The 16,196-nt window shown below is 73.8% G+C and carries 12 protein-coding genes; 5 read left to right on the top strand and 7 right to left on the bottom strand.

Going from position 1 to position 16,196, the window contains the following annotated elements:
- Positions 1–396 precede the first annotated feature (396 nt).
- The 4 genes from ACN263_RS02720 to ACN263_RS02735 all read left to right on the top strand — a co-directional run bounded on the left by ACN263_RS02720 (position 397) and on the right by ACN263_RS02735 (position 5,477).
- Complete coding sequence (locus tag ACN263_RS02720; protein ID WP_422738251.1) at positions 397–4,005, top strand: nitrate- and nitrite sensing domain-containing protein; 3,609 nt, start codon at positions 397–399, stop codon at positions 4,003–4,005.
- Positions 4,002–4,406, top strand: a complete 405-nt coding sequence (locus tag ACN263_RS02725; RefSeq protein WP_007455462.1) for a roadblock/LC7 domain-containing protein — start codon at positions 4,002–4,004, stop codon at positions 4,404–4,406. The genes ACN263_RS02720 and ACN263_RS02725 overlap by 4 nt, the downstream gene beginning before the upstream one ends.
- Positions 4,407–4,504: 98 nt before the next feature.
- On the top strand, positions 4,505–4,882 hold the full coding sequence (locus tag ACN263_RS02730) for a DUF742 domain-containing protein (RefSeq protein ID WP_357130437.1): 378 nt from the start codon (positions 4,505–4,507) through the stop codon (positions 4,880–4,882).
- A 1-nt stretch (position 4,883) separates the two neighbouring features.
- Complete coding sequence (locus ACN263_RS02735; RefSeq protein ID WP_422738252.1) at positions 4,884–5,477, top strand: GTP-binding protein; 594 nt, start codon at positions 4,884–4,886, stop codon at positions 5,475–5,477.
- Positions 5,478–5,741: 264 nt separating this feature from the next.
- Here ACN263_RS02735 and ACN263_RS02740 read toward each other — a convergent pair whose 3' ends face one another.
- Together ACN263_RS02740 and ACN263_RS02745 are read right to left on the bottom strand one after the other, a co-directional pair.
- A complete protein-coding gene (locus ACN263_RS02740; protein ID WP_422740575.1) occupies positions 5,742–8,147 on the bottom strand; it encodes a transposase in 2,406 nt (801 codons plus the stop codon).
- A gap of 39 nt (positions 8,148–8,186) precedes the next feature.
- Positions 8,187–9,155, bottom strand: coding sequence for a DNA primase (locus ACN263_RS02745; RefSeq protein ID WP_422738253.1), 969 nt, complete (start codon positions 9,153–9,155; stop codon positions 8,187–8,189).
- Between the two features lie 160 nt (positions 9,156–9,315).
- On the opposite strand from ACN263_RS02745, the gene ACN263_RS02750 reads away from it, so the two are divergent.
- Positions 9,316–9,648, top strand: coding sequence for a PadR family transcriptional regulator (locus ACN263_RS02750; protein WP_422738254.1), 333 nt, complete (start codon positions 9,316–9,318; stop codon positions 9,646–9,648).
- 10 nt (positions 9,649–9,658) lie between these two features.
- Here ACN263_RS02750 and ACN263_RS02755 read toward each other — a convergent pair whose 3' ends face one another.
- From ACN263_RS02755 to ACN263_RS02775, 5 genes are all read right to left on the bottom strand, one after another.
- A complete protein-coding gene (locus ACN263_RS02755) occupies positions 9,659–10,336 on the bottom strand; it encodes a permease prefix domain 1-containing protein (protein WP_422738255.1) in 678 nt (225 codons plus the stop codon).
- A 67-nt stretch (positions 10,337–10,403) separates the two neighbouring features.
- A complete protein-coding gene (cydC, locus tag ACN263_RS02760; RefSeq protein ID WP_422738256.1) occupies positions 10,404–12,203 on the bottom strand; it encodes a thiol reductant ABC exporter subunit CydC in 1,800 nt (599 codons plus the stop codon).
- Complete coding sequence (cydD, locus tag ACN263_RS02765) at positions 12,200–13,876, bottom strand: thiol reductant ABC exporter subunit CydD (RefSeq protein ID WP_422738257.1); 1,677 nt, start codon at positions 13,874–13,876, stop codon at positions 12,200–12,202. The genes cydC and cydD overlap by 4 nt, the downstream gene beginning before the upstream one ends.
- The gene (locus tag ACN263_RS02770) at positions 13,873–14,880 is read right to left on the bottom strand and encodes a cytochrome d ubiquinol oxidase subunit II (protein ID WP_422738258.1); all 1,008 of its coding nucleotides are present in this window, start codon (positions 14,878–14,880) and stop codon (positions 13,873–13,875) included. The genes cydD and ACN263_RS02770 overlap by 4 nt, the downstream gene beginning before the upstream one ends.
- 11 nt (positions 14,881–14,891) lie before the next feature.
- A complete protein-coding gene (locus ACN263_RS02775) occupies positions 14,892–16,142 on the bottom strand; it encodes a cytochrome ubiquinol oxidase subunit I (protein WP_422738259.1) in 1,251 nt (416 codons plus the stop codon).
- Positions 16,143–16,196: the final 54 nt, after the last annotated feature.

Genomic DNA, 16,196 nt, shown 5'->3' on the forward strand with positions numbered 1-16,196 from the left:
ATCGTTTCGACGGCCGTCAAGGCGTCCCAGGACTGCGGTGATTCCCAATCGACCTGGCCGTTTCGTCGCGGCAACGTAGGGTCATCGCCGTCTTTGTAGAAGTCGTCAAGGCACAGCACAGGCAGACCAGTTTGCTGCGCTATGTACGACTTTCCGGAGCCTGAGGGGCCGGCGAGCAGGACAACACGATGGGGATGATCCATTACCTTCAGTTACTCCGGCCAGACGGACTGCTATCAAATCGCATCAACATCTCATCACACCTTCGGCGGGTGACAACCTGGGCTTTCTTCTTGCCGGGCGGCGTGATGGAATCTCGGGGGTCCGACCCGCCGGGTCGGTCGCTGGGCGTTGCCCGGGGCAACGCGTTCAAGCTGTAATCGCGAGGGCGGTGACGTGAGCAAACGGCCAAAGACGGCGGGCTCCTTCCTGTCGCGGCTGCGCCGGCCGGCCAGCCGACTCCGGGACATGCCGATCTGGTCCAAGCTCGGTCTCATCATGATCGTGCCGACCATCGCCACGGTCGTCGTGGGTACCAGTGGTCTCGTCGACCACCTGGAGACGCTCAACAATGCCAACCGGGCCGGCGACCTGGCCAATCTGTCGAGCTACTCGGGTGACCTGGTCGACAAGCTCCAGGACGAGCGGACCTCCGCCGTCCTGCTGCTGCAGGCGACCGGGACCCAGCCGAAGGCGCAGTACCAGGAGGCCTACAACCGGGCGAACACCCGGGTCGACCAGACGATGACGCCGTACCGGCAGCAGCGGGGCGACGTGGAGGACCTGCCGGGCAGCCTCGAGGGCCTGCTGGGCGGCATCGACCAGAGCCTGAAGGACCTGCCGGGCGTCCGCAGCCAGGTGTTCAACGGCAAGCTCAAGCTCGCCGAGGCCGTCCAGGCGTACGAGGGTCTGATCAACGACCTGCTCGCCATCCGCGACTCCGCCACCCAGCTCGCCGGTAACAACGAGCTGAGCGACAAGATGCGGGCCGCGGCGGCGGTCGCCCGGGAGAAGGAATTCCTCTCGCTCCGCCGGGTCGTCGTGCACCGCGCGCTCGGCGTGCAGGGCGGGCAACGGTTGACCCCGGCGCTCCGCACCGACTACATCGCCAGCGGCACCGGCCAGCAGCAGGCGCTGCAGAGCTTCAAGGCGGTGGCCAGCCCCGACGAGGCGAAGTTCCACGACCAGACGGTCGCCGGCGGTGACCGCCGCGAGGCGCAGAACTACATCGGCTGGATCGACGGCAACACCACCGGTGACATGCGCGGCGCCCCGTTCGGCCCGGACCAGTGGGAGTCGGCCATGACGGCCAACGCCAAGCTGATCCGCGCCGTCGAGACGAAGCTCGACGGTGACGTGGTCGCCGAGGCCGACAGCATCCGGTCGGACGTCCAGCGCCAGGTGTTCCTGGAGACCGGCCTGCTGCTGAGCATGCTGCTGCTGGCCATCCTCTTCGCGTACCTGGTGGCCCGCTCGATGGCCCGGTCGCTGCGCGAGCTGCGCCAGGGCGCTCTCTCCGTCGCCCAGTACGGCCTGCCGCAGGCGGTGGCCCGACTGCGTGACCCGCAGGTCGTCGGGCAGCTCTCCCCGGTGCAGTTGGCCAACCAGATCGCCGAGCCGCTGCCGGTCCGCAGCAAGGACGAGTTCGGTCAGGTGACCGAGGCGTTCAACGCCGTCCACCTGGAAGCCGTCCGGACGGCCGCCGAGCAGGCGGCGCTGCGCGCCTCCGTCGCGACCATGTTCGTCAACCTGGCCCGTCGTTCGCAGATCCTGGTCGACCGCCTCATCGGGCACCTCGACCGGCTGGAGCGCGGCGAGGAGGACCCGGACCGGCTGGCCGAGCTGTTCCAGCTCGACCACCTGGCCACCCGGATGCGCCGCAACGACGAGAACCTGCTCGTGCTCGCGGGCGCCGACTCCACCCGTGTGCAGCGTGAGCCGGCGGCGCTCATCGACGTGCTGCGCGCCGCGCAGTCCGAGGTCGAGCACTACACCCGCATCGAGTTCGGTGTCATCGACCGGGACATCGAGGTCGCCGCGCACGCGGTCAACGACCTCGTGCACCTCGTCGCCGAGCTGTTCGACAACGCCACCGCGTTCTCCCCGCCGGACTCGCAGGTCATGGTCGAGGCCCGCCGGGTCGGCGACCGCGCCTCGCTCTACGTCGAGGACCGCGGCATCGGCATCAGCCGCGAGCAGCTGCACGAGCTCAACGACAAGCTCGCGACGCCGCCCCAGGTGGACGTGGCCGTCTCCCGGATGATGGGCCTGGTCGTGGTCGCCCGCCTGGCCTCGCGGCACGGCGTACGCGTCGAGCTGCGACCCGGCTCCGACCGTGGCACGGTCGCCGATGTGACCCTGCCCACCTCGGTGCTGGTACCCCGGGCGCTCTCCGGCCGGGTCCAGCAGCCGCCGGCCCTGCCCGCCGCCGGACCGCAGTCCGCCGCGCCGTCGCCGGTCCTCGGCGCACTGCCGGCGCTGGGCAACGGGGCACGCCCCGGCGAGTCCGGCAACCAGGTCACCCTCGGCGGTCGGCCGTTCGACCCGGCGTCGCGCAACGGTTCCGGCGCGCCCGCCAACACCGGTGGGTACCGCTCGATGCCCGCCTGGTCGGACCTGACGGGCGCGAGCGCGACGAACGGCGTCAACGGCGGCGACGGGTTCACCCCCCGGACGTCCAACGGGCAGTCCATCGACCCGCTGCCGCAGCGTCGGGCCGGCGACGAGCCGAACGGCGGCCAGCAGCCGAGCATCCCCCGGCAGCTGCCCAGCAGCCCGGAGGCGCAGCCGTACTCGGCGCCGCCGGTCTCCGCCCAGCCCTACTCGGGTGCCCCGGTCTCGGCCTCGCCGGCGTCCGGCCAGCCGTACTCCGGCCAGCCCTACTCGGGCGCGCCGTACGGCAGCCCGCCGGTGTCCGCCGCGCCCGCCTCCGGTCAGCCGTACGCCGGTCCGCCGGTGTCCGCGTCGCCCGTCTCGGCCTCCCCGGCCTCCGGTCAGCCGTACTCGGCGCCGCCGGCCACCGGCCAGTCGTTCAGCGGCTTCACCCCCCGGTCCGCCCCGCCCGCCCCGGCGCCCAGCACCCCGGCGCCGCCGGCCTGGCCGCCGGTGCCCGGCGGCGAGCGGGACCCGCAGACCCCGCCGGTGCCCGAGCGGCTCGCTGCCGCCCTGGACATGACGACGGAGCTGCCCCGGGTGCCGCGCCCCGGCGACCAGCCGACCACCGCGGCCCAACCGAGCGTCGCGGCCCAGCCGCCGGCTCCCGCGCCGCAGGCGTCGCCGGCACCGTCGACGCCGGCTCCGGCAGCGTCGTCGCCCCGCCCGGCGCCGCAGCAGCCGCAGGCCCAGAACCGCCAGCGGTACGCGGACGAGACCATGGAGCTGCCGATCTTCCGGGAGCTCGAGTCCGCCTGGTTCCGTACCCGCCGTCCGGGTCCGGAGGAGGCCGGCGCCGCACCGGCGACGAACGGCGCCGACGCGACTCAGCAGTTCGCCACGGTCGATGCCACCGGTCGGGCAGTCAAGACACCACCCGGAACGACAGGTAACACACCGATGGCAGACACTCCGACGGCCGGAGGAGCGCCGCGGGACAACGGGTCGACAGCGAACGGTGGGGCACGCCCCGACCTCGCCGAGGCCCTACCGAACCGCCGGCCCCAACCGCAGAGCAACGGCTGGCAGACCGCCGCCGACGACGGCTGGCGTGCCGCCTCGGCAGCGGCCACCGCGGTGCCGGTGAACGAGACCACCACGACCGGCCTGCCCAAGCGCAAGCCGATGGCGCAGCTGGTGCCGGGCGCGGTGGAGAAGCCCGCCACCTCGGTCCAGCGGCGCTCCCCGGAGGCGGTCCGTGGCCTGCTCTCCGCCTACCACCGGGGCGTGCAGCGAGGGCGTAGCACCTCGGACAACCCGACCAGCCCGGAGGAGACTCCGGGAGGGCAGCAATCCTCGCAGTCTGGCTCAGGCCCAGCGGCCGGGAGCGGGCAGAAGGAGCAAGAAGGATGACAACTACGCAGGATCTTGGTTGGCTGCTGGCCAACTTCGCCGACCGGGTGCCGGGTGTCGCACACGCGGTCGCCGTCTCGGCGGACGGCCTGCTCCTCGCGTCGTCACGGGACCTGCCGCGGGACCGGGCAGACCAGCTCGCCGCGATCGCGTCCGGTCTGGTCAGCCTGACCCAGGGAGCGGCCCGCTGCTTCGAGGGAGGCGCGGTGCTGCAGACCGTCGTGGAGATGGACAATGGCTTCCTGTTCCTGATGTCCATCTCGGATGGTTCGTCCTTCGCCGTGCTGGCGGCCCGCAGTTCCGACGTCGGGCAGGTCGGCTACGAGATGGCGCTACTGGTCGACCGGGTGGGCGACGCCCTGACTCCGCAGCCGCGTGCGGCCGCGGGCATGCTGGGCTGACGACTCGCCGATCGTGCGGTCGGCGCAACTGATACGACAAGAACGACGAGTTCCACCGGTGGGAGCCGGTACGGGGTGCGAAGGAGGTGAGCGGCGACATGGCCGATCGTGACGAACCGACCGGCGCGTTGGTCCGTCCATACGCCGTGACCCGTGGTCGAACCCGTCCCCGGCTCGATATCGCGCTGGAGGCGCTCGTCGAGACGACGGTGCGCGGCCGGGCCACTGCCAATGGCAGCGGTGGCCAGGGCCGCGAACACCAGTACATTGCCGCGCTGTGTGACGGACGCGTGCAATCGCTCGCCGAGATCGCGGCGCGGATGCAGCTGCCGCTCGGTGTGGCCCGGGTGCTCATCGCCGACATGGCGACGGACGGCCTGGTCGCGGTCCACGAGCCGACCATCCTGGACGACTCCGACGACGCGGTGGGCACTGAACTGCTGGAGAGGGTGCTGAGTGGACTTCGCAGGCTCTGACATGTCGCACCGCCCACCGACCCCGAGTGGGCGCGTGACGTCGGCGAAGATCGTTATCGCCGGTGGATTCGGCGTCGGTAAGACGACGCTGGTCGGCTCGGTCTCGGAGATCACGCCGCTGACCACCGAGGCCATCATGACCTCGGCCGGCGTGGGCGTCGACGACACCCGGCAGGTGCCGGGCAAGACGACGACCACGGTGGCCATGGACTTCGGCCGGATCTCGATCGACCGTGACCTGATCCTGTACCTGTTCGGTACGCCGGGTCGGACCCGATTCTGGTTCATGTGGGACGAACTGGTGCGGGGTGCGATCGGTGCGGTCGTGCTGGTGGACACCCGCCGGCTGGCCGACTGCTTCGCGGCGATCGATTTCTTCGAGCACCGGCGGCTGCCGTACCTGGTGGCCATCAACTGCTTCGACGGGATGCAGTACCACGACCCGCAGGACGTCCGGGACGCCTTGGCGATCTCGAGCGACGTGCCGGTGGTGGCCTGCGACGCCCGTAACCGGGAGTCGACGAAGCACGTGCTGATCTCGCTCGTCGAGTACGTGCTCACCATGCGGCGTACCCGCGCCGTCGCCCCGGCCTGACGGGTAGGCTCCCGCACCCGGTGGTGGTTCCGGCCACCACCGGGTGAACGATGCTGCCCCGCCACGCGCACGACCAAAAATCCTGGAACGGCCTCGAAGGCCCTTCCAGGATTTTTTGCGCCGCAGGCCGTGCCGCCGTGCCGCCGCGAGGGCACCGCAGTGCCGCCGTGACGGCGCGGCCCGCTCAGTTGGCCCCTGAACGCACTTCCGCCCCCAGCCGAACACGGCTGGGGGCGGAAGGAGGAACGGACGCTACCGAGGCGCTCAGGACTGGTAGCCGGCCGACCGGTACTCGTACTCGCGGTCGTCGTCGCGGTCTCCGTGGTCGCGGCTGAAGTCCCAACCGCCGGCGGCCTCGCGGCCCGGACGGCCGCCCACCGCGAACCCGCCGATCTCCTGACCGCGACGCCAGCCACGGAAGTAGCCGGTGGTGTTCTCCGCCAGGCTCGCCGCGTCCCGCACGATCCGCAGTGGACGCTCCTCGCGCAGCGGGGAGCCCGGGACCAGATTGGCCTGCGGAACGCGCTTCGGCAGACCGGCGTTGGTCTCGGCGCCGACCGCGGGGCGGGCGGCCTGCTCGGCGGCCTGCCAACCGGTGTCGGCGGTGGTCGACCAGTCCAGGTCGGACTCGTCGTCGCCGTGGCCGACGAACCAGGCGGACTTGGCCTGCGCGAAGATCAGCAGGTCACCGTCCCCCTCGTCGGCGACCGGCGGCGGCCGGTGCTCGACCGGGGGCGGCGGCCGGTGCTCGGCGGCCCGCTCGACGAGCGGAGCGGTACGGCCGTTGCGGGTGGCCTGCTCGCGGTCGACCAGCCGCAGCGGCGGAGTGTCCAGGCGGGACTCGCCGGTGGGCGGGTTGAGCCCCTCCCGCAGCGCCCGGTCGGCCAGCGGCGGCGGTTCGACCAGCCGCAGCATGGGCGGTTCCTGGGGCAGGTCGTCGGCCAGCCAGGGCGGCGTGACCCGCCCGTCGGCCCGACCCGGCTCGGTCGGCGCGTCGACGCCACGGTTGCCGCCGTACGGGTAGGCGACCGGGTTGTTCGGCGAGCTGTCGGCCGGGTCCTCCGGGTTGTTGACCAGCGGCCAGTTGGCCCGGGACCCGGGCGGCGCGGACTCCTGCTCCGGTCGGGGAGCGGGCACCGGGATGCTGAGGTCGGTGACGCTGAAGCCGCCGGTGGGCGGGTCCTGGACCGACGGCCGTTGCGGCTGGCCCTGCCGCTCGCCGTTGGTCTTCGGGCGGGGCGGGATGACCGTACGCTGCCGCTCGGCCCGGGCGCTGTTGATGGCTGCGGTGGTCAGCGTCGGCCGGAACGGCTCACCCGCCTCGGCCGGCGGCACCGCGCCCCGCTGGGTCGGCGCGATCGGGGTGATCCCCGGCGGCGGGGGCGGGGGCGACGAGACCGGCCGGTTGGTCGGGCCGTCGATCCGGCTCGGGGTCGGCTCGCCACGGCCGGGCGGCGCGGACACCGGCGGACCGGCCATGGCGGCCGGTGCGATGGGCGCGGGCGCGACCGGTGGCGGGGTGACCGGAGCGGGCGCGACCGGCGGCGGGCCGAGTGGCCGTGGCGACGCCAGGGGGGCGCTGCCCGGCGCGGGCTCGGGCCTGCTGCGTCGGCCGCCGACGGGCGTGGGCTCGGCGGGGGTCGGGCTGGGTCGGACGGAGCGCAGGCCGGTGCCGGTGCTCGCGCCGCTGAGGCCGGTCAGTTCGCCGACCGCCTCGCCGCGTCGGGCGGCGGCCCGGCGGCCGGGGGCCGGCGCGGGGGTGCTGACGCGGGCGCTGAGCGCGCTGACCAGCGCCTCGCAACCCGCGTCGCAGGCCCGTACGGAGGCGACGGCCTGGCGGACCGTCTCGGCCACGGCAGAGGTGAGCGCCCGGTTCACGGCGGCGCGACGGGGAGTCTCCGAGATGGCGACCCGCAGTGCGGTGACCGCTTCGTTGATCTCCTCGGCGTCGGCGACCCCGTCGGCGGCGAGGTGTGCGGCGATGGCGTCCGCGGCGACGGAGACCTCCCGGCCGCGGGCGATGGTGCCGCCGAGCATGCCCGGCTCGGGCAGCGCGTCCAGCACGGCCAGCGACACCGGTTCGGCCGGGTCCGGGTACGCGCGCAACGCCGCCGGGTACAGCTCCCGCAGCACCTCGCGCAGCGCCACGGCGGCGGAGTGCCGGCCGCTGGCCAGGGCGGCGTGCGCGGCGAGCACCTGCTTGTAGCCGGCGAGGTCCCGGGGTGCCGGCAGGGTGACGGCGGAGAGCGCGCCGGCCTGCAACGCGCGGGCCAGGCCGACGGCCCGGCGCTCGGCCGGGGGTGACTGCATCTCCTCCAGGGAGTCGTCGTCGGCGAAGCGCTCGGCGAAGTCGTCCACCGAGTCGTCGTCGGCGATCGCCAGGGGTCGACCCGCCGCGCTCAACAGCGAGGTGACCGTGTGGTCGTCGCTGTCGGCGGCGATGGCCGCACCGCTCGGCCCGCCCGACCGCTCCACGAGCAGCGCGACGAGCTGGGCGTAGCCAGCAGCGTCGTCGCCGATCTCGCAGACATGCAGCAGACGGCCTGCGTCGTCGACCACAGCGGACGTCAGCGTCGAACCGGCCGAGGCCGGTCGGTCAGCCGGATCCGCCGAGGCCAGACCGCAGTACACGCGCACGAGCGCCACGGCGTCGTCCTCCTCCCGGGACAGGTCTTCCTACTGCCAGCAACTGATGCTCCCCGGTACGGGTCAGTCGCGCCAGTCCACCACCGCAGAGATCTTGCCGACAATGGTGCGCCAACCCAAACTCGCGGTTTGTGCCCCGATCTTCTTCAGCCGCCGCCGGCCCATGAACGCGCCGATGCCACCGTTGACCGTGGCGCGCAGCGCCTCGTCCAGGTTGTCGAGGCTGGAGCCGGCGGAGAGCATGTCCAGTACCGCAGGCAGGCGCAACGCGTACGACAGGTCGCGGGCGACCTCGCCGGCCTCGATCAGCAGGGTGGAATCCCAGGTGTCGTGGCCGCCCCGCAGGTTCTCCACGACGAGGTCGAGTTCGTAGGTGTCCTCGTCGAGCGGCACGATGTCGGCCGGCTCCACCCGTTCGGACAATTCATTCCAGCTGTCCAGTTGGGACAGATCGTTGGGCGCGCCGGAACGGACGAAACTGACCAGCGACTCGGGGGTCTTGAACAGCAGCAGCTTGCCCCGGTGGCTGAGGAAGACGGGCACCTCCTCGTCGTCCGCCTCGTCGGTGGCGTCCTCGTCCTCGTCTTCGTCCTCGGTCGCGTCGGCGTCCGCGTCCGCGTCGCGGCGACGGCGCGAGGACTTCTCCTCCTCGTCGGCGTCGGCGAACTCCTCGGCCAGCTCCTCGTCGAGGATGACGACGGTCTCGTCGTCCTCCTCCTCGATGACCTGGCGGCGGGCGAGGAAGGGGTCGTCCTGGTCGCGCTCGGTCACGTCGGTCGGGGTCAGCGAGCTGGCCGGCCGGTACGCGCGCAGGGTGAAGCCGGTGCCCGCGGGCAGCGCGATCTCCACCGGGTCGATCCGCAGCTCTTCCCAGAGCGACCTGTCGACCGCCGCGCGGGGCGTGTCGTGGGCCTCGTCGGCCTCGTCTGGCTCGGCCGGGCCGGTGGTGTCGTCGAGCTCGGGCTCGTCGGCGTCGGGCCGTTGGGGCGACTGGCGGGCCACGCTGACCTCCGTGTGCTTCGGGTTGCCCACCCACCGGGGTCTCCGACCGGCGAGTGACTCTGGGCACATACCCTAGTCGGCGACTCGGGAAGCCCGGAGCCCGCACCCCGGTGGCGGGCCGGGGAACGCCTCGCACCTGCGGGTGCGCGACGGTGGCGGACCGAGCGTCCGACAAGTAGCGTAGCTACACATGAAGGCCCAGTCGCTGCACGGTCACCTCGACGCCCTTCTGCTCGCCGTCCTCGAACAGGGCGCGCTGCACGGCTACGCCATCATCGAGTCCCTCCGGACCCGCAGCGCCGGCAGCCTCGACCTGCCCACCGGCACCATCTATCCGGCGCTGCGCAGGCTGGAGCGGGCCGGGCACGTGGCGAGCAGTTGGAGCACCGTCAACGGCCGGGAGCGGCGGACGTACCAGCTCACCGACTCGGGCCGTCGCGCGCTGGCCGGGGAGCGGGCCGGCTGGCAGGAGTTCTCGGCGACGGTCGGCCGGTTCCTCGACCCCGGCAGCGCCCCCGCCTGAGCGGCTACACCTAGCCGGCGGTGGCCCGTACCCAACCGCGCGCCGCGCGGGTCAGCGAGAAGTACGCCGCGCCGGCCACCACCATCCCGATGATCATCGGAGGCCAGGTCAGCGCCGCGTCCCACAGGTCGAGCGACCAGGCGAAGAGAGCGCCGCCGGCCACCATGCCGAGCAGGAGGGTGCCGGTCAGGCCGATGCCCACCGCCCGCTGCGCCACCGCCAATTGCGGCCGTGCCGACCGCGCACCCGCCCAGATCACCAGCAGGCCGGTCACCGCCAGCAGCAGCCCGCCGGACCAGATCCAGTCGACCGAGGCGGACAGCAGCCGGTAGGCCGCGGGCGGCTGCGAGCCGCCCGCGCTCCAACTCGACCCCCGCCACGTCAGATCACCGGCCGCCACCGCCAACCCGGCCACGGCCAGCATCCGCAGGGCGAGGCCGCGCAGCGCGGCCACCGCCAACTCCGCCTGCCAGGAGGGCAGCACCTGCGCCGGCGCGCCGAACTCGGCCACCGCCCGGCGCTGCGCCTCGGTGGGCGGCACACCCCGCTCGCGGTACGCGTCGACGGCGTCCAGCAGGTCGTGACGCGCCTCGGTCAACAGCTCGGACTTCAACCGTGCCGGGCCCTGCAACCGGGACTCCAGGTCCCGCAGGTGCTCCTCGACCAGGAAGTCCTCCGCATGCCGCATGGCACCACCCTGCCACGGGCGGAACGCGTCCACGTCGGGGAGAACCCTGGTCCGTCCCCGAGACAGCTCAGGGCGTCAGTGCCAGGTACCCGCGCTCCGCCGCCGCCTGGAGCAGCCACTGGTCCCGGTACCAGCCGGACGTGGCGACCAGCTCGGCGTGCCGGCCACGCTGGATCACCCGACCGCCGTCCAGGACCACGATCTCGTCCAGGCCGGCCAACCCGCTGAGCCGGTGACTGATCAACAGGACCGAGTGCCCGGCCGGGGTGGCGGCGAGAGCGGAGGCGAGCACCGCGTCCGCGGCGGCCGGGTCCAGTCCCTCGGTGGGTTCGTCGAGAACCAGCACCGGCGGCGCGGCGAGCAGGGCGCGGGCGAGTGCGAGGCGCTGCCGCTGACCGCCGGAGAGCTGGCCGCCCTCCTCGCCGACCAGGGTGTCCCAGCCGGTCGGCTGGGCGTTGACCCAGTCCAGCAGTCCGGCGGCCGTCATCGCCCCGGTCAGCTCGGCCTCGCTCGCCCCGGGCCGGCCGAGCAGCAGGTTCTCCCGGACGGTGGCGTGGAAGACGTACGCCTCGGCGAGCAGCCCACCCACCACCCGGGGCAGCTCCTCCTCGCCGTACGTGGACAGGTCGCGGTCGGCCAGGGTGACGCGGCCGGCGGTGGGGTGGACCGCACCGGTCAGCACGGCGGCCAGGGTGCTCTTGCCGGCGCCGCTCGGACCGACCACGGCGATGCGTCGGCCGGCGGGCAGGTCCAGGCTCACCCGGTCCAGCGCCGGCTCTGCGCCGGCCCGGTACCGCACGCTCACCTCGGCGAAGCGCAGGTCGTGCGGGCCGGTCGGCTGGGCCCCGGCGGTCGGCGGTGCGTACGCGGGTGGGGCGGCGTCGAGCAGGGCGGCGACCCGGGCGAGGCCGGGCCGCAGCTGGGTCCACTGCCGGGCGGCCGAGACCAGGGCCAGCGCCACCTCCACGGCAGCGAGGGTGCCGACGGCCAGCACCCCGACCAGGACGCCCCGCACGTCGGCGGCCAACGCCACCAGCACCACGGCGGCGGCGGTCAGCCCGGCGACCAGCACGCCGGCCGCGTCCACCGCGAAGCCGGTGGCCGCCAACCGGCGTTCCAGCCGGGCCAGCCGGTCGGCCCGCTGCTCGGCGGCGCGCAGCGCGGCGTCGGTCGCCCCGAACGCGGCCAGGTCGGCGGCGCCGTGGGTGAGGTCCACGGCGTCGGTGGCCAGCGCGCCGCGCAGCGGCGCCACCTCGGCCGCGCTGCGTCGGGTGACCACGGTGGCCAGCGCGGGCAGCGCCACACCGGCGACGAGCAGGCCGACGGCGAGGACCCCGGCGGCCGGCGGCGAGATCAGCGCCGCCCCGGCCACCGCCAGCACCCCGACCAGGGCCGCCGCCGCGCCGGGCACCAGGACCCGCAGCAGCAGGTCCTGGACCGCCTCGACGTCGGAGACCAGCCGGCTCAGCACGTCCCCCGAGCGGTGCCGGGTGTGGCGGCGGGCCGCGAGGGTGGCGAAGACCCGGGCGCGTACGTCGGTGATCATGCGCAGCACCGCGTCGTGCCCGGCGAGCCGCTCGGCGTACCGGAAGACACCCCGGCTGATGGCGAGGGCCCGGACCGCGACGATCGCCACCGTGAGGCGGTCCAGCGGGGGTCGCCCGGCGGCGCTCATCAGCAGCCAGGTCGCGGTGGCCATCAGGGCGAGACCGGCGAACTCGGTGGCGGCGGCGAGCAGCCCGGCGCCGGCCAGGCGACCCAGGTACGGGCGGGCCAGCCGCAGGACGGCACGCTCGGCGGCGACCCGCCCGGCCGGTGCCGCGGCGGCGTCCGGTGCCGGATCCACCGGTGCGGGCACGGTGTTCATCGGGTCACCTTCGGGGTCGGCTCGGGCGTCAGTTCGGTGATCCGCCCGTCCTCGACGCGCAGGACCCGGTCCGCGTCGGCCAGCAGCGCCGGTCGGTGTGCGACCAGCAGCGCGGTCCGGCCCGCGACCAGCCGGCGGGTGGCGTCGAGCACCACCGCCTCGCTGGCCGTGTCCAGCCGGGCGGTGGGCTCGTCGAGCAGCACCACCGGGGCGTCCCGCAGGAACGCCCGGGCCAGCGCGACCCGCTGCCGCTGCCCGCTGGACAACCCGTGGCCGCGCTCGCCGAGCACCGTGTCCAGCCCGTCGGGCAGGCCGGCGACCACGTCGTCCAGGGCCGCGTCGCGTACCGCGGTGGCGACCGCTCCTGCTGGCGTGTCCGGCGCGCCGAGCCGGATGTTGTCGGTCAGCGAGGCGGCGAAGAGGTGGGCGCGCTGCGGCACCCAGGCGAGCTGTCGACGCCAGGCGTCTAGGTCGGCGGTGGCCAGGTCGACCCCGCCCACGGTGATCCGGCCGGCGGTCGGCGTCACGAACCCGAGCAGCAGACCGAGCAGGGTGCTCTTGCCGGCGCCGCTGGGCCCGATGACGGCGATCCGCTCGCCGGGCCGGATGGTCAGGGTCACGTCGCGCAGCGCGGTGGTCCGCTCGTACGCCACGGTCACGGCCTCGAGGTGGATCTCACCGCGCCCGTCGGGGACGGCCGCGCCCTCGGCGGCGCGGGGGGTGGCCGGCGCGGCCGAGACGGTGAGTGCCTCGTCCAGCGCGGTCAGCCCCTCCATGCTGGCGTGGAAGCGGCTGCCGGCCGCCCGCAGTGGCAGGTACGCCTCCGGGGTGAGCAGCAGAATCAGCAGCGCGGTGTGCAGGGCCAGCCCGCCGCCGAGCAGCCGGATGCCGACCGGCACCGCGACCAGCGCCACCGAGAGGGTGGCGACCAGTTCCAGCACCAGCGCGGAGAGGAACGCGATCCGCAACGTCTTCATGGTGGCGACCCGGTGCCCGTCGGCCATCCGGCGGACCACCTCGGTCTGCGCCCGGGCCCGGCCGAACGCCCGCAGCGTCGGCAGCCCGGCGACCATGTCCAGGAAGTGTCCGCCCAGCAGGGCGAGCCGCCGCCACTGCCGCTCGGTGGCGGCCTGCGCCTGCCAGCCCAGCAGCGCGCCGAAGACCGGGATCAGCGGCAGCGTCAACGCGATGATCAGCGCCGAGCTCCAGTCCGCGAACACGATCCGCGCCAGCACCGCCACCGGCACCGTCACGCTGAGCACCAGCTGCGGCAGGTAACCGGTGAAGTACGCGTCCAGCGCGTCCAGGCCCCGCCCGGTCAGGGTGGCCAGCTCGCCGGCCCGCTGCCCCGCCACCCAACCCGGCCCGTGCCGACCGACCGCGCCGAGCAGGTCGGCCCGCAGGGTGGCCTTGACCGTGGCGGCGACCCGCGCGGACACCGTGCCCTGCGCCCAGACCAGCACCGAGCGGGCGGCGACCGCGAGCCCGAAACCCGCAAGCGCCGGCCGGTTCAGACGCCCGTCGAAGGCGGTGGCCAGCACCGCCGCCAGAGCCGTGGCCTGCGCCACGATCAACACGGCGGCGACCACGCCGAGAAGCGCGAGCACGGCGAGGTCGCGCCGGGCCGCAGGGACCCGACGCAGCAGACGCGGGTCGAACGGACGGCGTCTCACCAGTACACCGGTGCCCTACCGTCGGTCCGTCCCCGGAAAACCCACCAGCACATCGCCTGGAAGCCTAGTAGGGCCGGCAGCAGCGGCAGCGCCACCCAGCCGAGCAGACGCAACGTCGGCGCGCTGGCGGCGGCGTCGGCCACCGTCAGCGAGGCGCCCGGGTCCGCCGTGGAGACCAGCACGTAGGGCCAGAGGGCCGCGCCGACCAGCGCCACCGGTAGCGCCAGGGCCGCGCCGGTGCCGATCAGGGCCCAGCCCGGCCGCCGCCGCGCCAGCGCCGCGCGGGCCGCCAGCAGCGCCGCCACCAGCAACACCGGCAGGAGTACGGCCAACGCCGGTCGCTGGACGGCGTCGCGTACCCGTGCGGAGAGCAGGCCCACGACGGCGGCCAGGGCGACCGCGCAGAGTGCCACCGGGATCAGTCGGGTGGCCGTGCGCCCGGCCACGGCGGCGGCGTCGGCCGGCAGGCGCAGCGTGAGGAAGGTCGCACCGTGCACCGCGACCAGGGCGAGCATGGCCAGCCCGGCGGCGGCGGCGAACGGGGTGGCCAGGTGCGACACGCCCAGGACGTGCCCGTCGGCCGCGCGGGGCACACCCTGGAGCAGCGCGGCCAGCAGCACACCCCAGCCGAGCGCGGCGAGCGCGCTGCCGACCACGATGACCCGGTCCCAGCGGGCCCGGACCCGCTCGTCGCTCGGCCGGCTGCGCAGCTGCACCCCGGCGGTGACCAGGACGACCCCGACCAGCGCACCGGCGACCGCCGGGTAGCAGCCGGCGAGCAGTTCCCCCTCCAGCACCGGGAACGCTCCGAACAGGATGCCCACGGTGGCGACCAGCCAGACCTCGTTGCCGAGGAAGAACGGGCCGAGGGCGGTGAGCGCGGCCCGCCGTCCGGCCGGGGCGCCGCCCCGGGCGAGCAGCAACCCGACGCCGTAGTCGTAGCCGGCGAGCACCAGGTAGCTGGCGAAGAAGAGGCCGAGCAGGGCGTACCAGGCGAGGTCCACGGGTGATCTCCTCAGGCGAGCACGGGTTCCGGCTGGGCCGGTTCGGTGGGTGGTGCCGGCGGGCGGCCGAGCGCCGGGTCGACCGCGCCTCGGGCCGCGTGCCGGGCGAGCAGCACCCAGTTGGTGACGGCGAGGGTGCCCAGCAGCAGGCTGAAGCCGATCAGCGAGGTGAGCATCACCGGCGCGCCGACGCCGGAGACGGCCTGTTCGGTGGGGAGCAGCCCGTACGCCACCCAGGGCTGGCGGCCGACCTCCCGGGCGATCCAGCCGAGAATCACCGCCACGAACGGCAGCGGTGCGCCGAGCAGGATCAGCCAGAGCGGGAAGCGCAGCCGGATGATCCAGTCCCGGAAGAGCAGCGGCAGCAGGAACCAGACGCAGCCGAGCGTGAAGCCGATCAGGATCATGAAGCCGAGCCCGACGTTCGCCAGCACCGGCGGGGTGTAGTCGCCCGGGCCGAACCGGGCGGTCCAGTCGGCGATCAACGCCTGCGCCTCCGGCCCCTGACCGAACTTGGTGGGCTGCACCTCGCCGACCGGCCCGAACTGGGCGAACCCGAAGCCCTGCACCAGCGTGATCGCCAGCGCCGAGGTGACCAGGCCGATCCGCAGCGACGTACGGAAGAGGGCGAAGTCGGGCGTACGCCGGATCAGGTGCCAGGCGCTGACCGCCGCCAGCAGCATCCCGCCGACCAGTAGCGCGGCGGAGACCACGTGCCCGAAGGCCATGCCGAGGCTGGGATTGGTGAGCAGCGCGCCGAAGTCGGTGAGGTGGGCGATGCCGTCGCGGACCTCGTACCCGACCGGGTGTTGCAGCCAGGAGTTCGCCACCATGATCCAGAAGGCCGAGGCGTACGCGGTGAGCGCCACGCCCCAGAGCAGCGCCAGGTGGACGCCCTTGCGGAGCCGGTGCCAGCCGAAGATCCACATGCCGAGGAACGTGGACTCCAGGAAGAACGCGACAAGCGTCTCGATCGCCAGCGGCGCGCCGAAGACGTTGCCGACGTAGCGCGACAGGCCACTCCAGTTCAGCCCGAACTGGAACTCCATCACGATGCCGGTGGCGATGCCGAGCACGTAATTGATCACGTAGAGCTGGCCCCAGAACCGGGTCAGCCGCTCCCACTTCGGATTGCCGGTGAGCACCCCGACGGTCTGCATGCCGACCAGCAGGGTGACCAGCCCGAGCGTGACGACCACGAACAGGAAGTGGATCGACGTGGTGGTGGCGAACTGGAGGCGAGCGAGGAGCAGCGTGTCCATGGCCGACTCTTTCCTAGCTGTTGGCTCCCTTGCCATAGCAACACTACACGTAGT

The sequence above is a fragment of the Micromonospora sp. WMMD729 genome, assembly GCF_049315225.1.
Taxonomy (GTDB): domain Bacteria; phylum Actinomycetota; class Actinomycetes; order Mycobacteriales; family Micromonosporaceae; genus Micromonospora.